The sequence below is a fragment of the Streptomyces sp. NPDC054840 genome (assembly GCF_053611065.1).
On the sequence record NZ_JBSGZP010000886.1, the window covers coordinates 1 to 2,465 of the forward strand.

Annotated in this window: 2 protein-coding genes; one reads left to right on the top strand and one right to left on the bottom strand. The window is 70.1% G+C overall.

Annotated elements, in window-relative coordinates:
- Positions 1–35 precede the first annotated feature (35 nt).
- Complete coding sequence (locus ACWGIU_RS35505) at positions 36–1,319, bottom strand: adenylosuccinate synthase (RefSeq protein ID WP_453712213.1); 1,284 nt, start codon at positions 1,317–1,319, stop codon at positions 36–38.
- Between the two features lie 184 nt (positions 1,320–1,503).
- Between ACWGIU_RS35505 and ACWGIU_RS35510 the strand changes: the two genes are divergently transcribed.
- Positions 1,504–2,337, top strand: coding sequence for a diacylglycerol kinase (locus tag ACWGIU_RS35510; RefSeq protein WP_453712214.1), 834 nt, complete (start codon positions 1,504–1,506; stop codon positions 2,335–2,337).
- Positions 2,338–2,465: the final 128 nt, after the last annotated feature.

Consider the following 2,465-nt stretch of genomic DNA (forward strand, 5'->3'; position numbering starts at 1 on the left):
GACCGGGTCTCCTACAGGTTCTCCTGGAGGATCTCCTAGAGGAACGAGTTGATCTCGATCGTCTCGGTACGGCCGGGGCCGACGCCGATCGCGGAGATCGGGGCGCCCGACATCTCCTCCAGGGCCTTGACGTACGCCTGCGCGTTCGCCGGGAGATCCTCGAAGGTCTTGGCCTTGGTGATGTCCTCGGACCAGCCGGGGAGGTATTCGTAGATCGGCTTCGCGTGGTGGAAGTCCGTCTGCGAGTACGGCAGCTCCTCGACGCGCTTGCCGTCGATCTCGTACGCGACGCAGACCGGGATCTGCTCCCAGCCGGTCAGTACGTCCAGCTTGGTGAGGAAGAAGTCGGTGAGGCCGTTCACGCGGGTGGCGTAACGTGCGATCGGCGCGTCGAACCAGCCGCAGCGGCGGTCACGTCCGGTGGTCACGCCGCGCTCGCCGCCGATGCGGCGCAGGTCCTCGCCGTCCTGGTCGAACAGCTCGGTCGGGAACGGGCCCGCGCCGACCCGGGTGGTGTAGGCCTTGAGGATGCCGATGACGCGGCTGATCTTCGTCGGGCCCACGCCGGTGCCGGTGCAGGCGCCGCCGGCGGTCGGGTTGGACGAGGTGACGAAGGGATAGGTGCCGTGGTCGACGTCGAGCAGGGTGCCCTGTCCGCCCTCGAACAGCACGACCTTGTCCTCGTCCAGCGCGTTGTTGAGGATCAGCGTGGTGTCGGCGACGTACGGCTTGATCTGCTCCGCGTACTGGAGCATCTCCTCGACGATCTGGGCGGCGTCGATCGCGCGGCGGTTGTAGAGCTTCGCGAGGAGCTGGTTCTTGCCCTCCAGCGCCGCTTCGACCTTCTGGACGAGGATCGACTCGTCGTAGAGGTCCTGGACGCGGATACCGATGCGGTTGATCTTGTCCGCGTACGTCGGGCCGATGCCGCGACCGGTGGTACCGATCTTGCGCTTGCCGAGGAAACGCTCGCCGACCTTGTCGAGCGTCACGTTGTACGGCGTGATGAGGTGCGCGTTGCCGCTGAGGAGCAGCTTGGAGGTGTCGATGCCGCGCTCGTTCAGGCCGCGCAGCTCGGAGAGCAGGACGGCCGGGTCGACGACGACACCGTTACCGATGACCGGGGTGCATCCGGGGGAGAGGATGCCGGAAGGGAGAAGGTGCAGTGCGTACTTCTGGTCGCCTACGACGACCGTGTGGCCGGCATTGTTGCCGCCCTGGTAGCGCACCACATAGTCAACGGATCCACCGAGCAGGTCGGTGGCCTTTCCCTTGCCCTCGTCACCCCACTGAGCTCCGAGCAGCACAAGAGCGGGCACAGGCGTACACCTCTTCCGGATGGGGCATGTCCAAGGTCAGGGGGCGTACGACGATGTACACCGCAGGCTGAGCCGTCGGACCGGTGCCCCGGAATAGACGAAGGCCCTGGCGCAATAGCGCAAGGGCCTCTTGCACAAAGATGCTACCCGAGGAAGGACCGAGGTGTCGGCTCCAGAGCCCACCATGAGCCAAGCGGGCGCGCCGGTAGGCGGCCTGCTCGTGCTCGTCGACCCGGTCGCCCGCCGTCTTGACGGCGAGTCCGTGCGGATCGCGAAGGATGTGTTGTCAGCGGGCGCGGCAGCGAAAATCTGCCTGCCGGATTCGCAGGAGGAATTTGCGCGGGCTCTTGCCCGCCGGGGTCATCGGCGGCTGGTGATCGTCGGTGACGACCGGGCCCTGGTGCGCGCCGTGGGGCTGCTGCATCGGGAGCGCGGGCTGGGAGAGGGCCCGCTGGCGCTGGTCCCGGTGGGCCCGGTGGGGTCGCTGGGACTGGCGAGGTCCCTCGGCGTGCCGCTTTCGGCCGTCACGGCGGCCCGGGCCGTCCTCGACGGGGCGGTGCGCAACTGTGACCTCCTGGTGGACGACAGCGACGGGGTGGTGCTCGGCGCGCTGAGGATTCCGCCCGTGCACGGGGTCCCGCGGCCCACCGGGCCTTCGGTGTGGAGCGCGTACCGCTCGCTGGTCCGGACGCTGGTCAGGCCGGTGGCGGCGGCCGGCGGCGCGGCCACGAGCCGCCACCGGCTGCGGGTCGAGGCCGACGGGGTACTGCTCGCGGACGTGGACCGCCCCGTGGAGGACGTCTCGGTTCGCACCCGGGACGACGGCGGTCCGGCGGAGGTCGTGGTCCGGACGGGCGGCGGAAGCTCCGCCGAATCGACGGTCACGGCCCGGGCGAAGACGGTGACGGTGTCGGGCGCGGACTTCCGCTACCGCGCCGACGCGGCGCTGACCGGCCCGGTCCGCCGCCGTACGTGGACCCTGCGCCCCGGAGCATGGACGCTCACCGTGCCCAGGTGACCACACCGGGTGCACGGCGTGCGTCCGGGAGGGGCGTCCGGGGGCCCGGGGGGCCCGGTGGACCGGATGGCCCGCGGACGCACTCGACGCCCTGGTCGCGCTGGACGACCGGCGCCGCGACGCGCTGC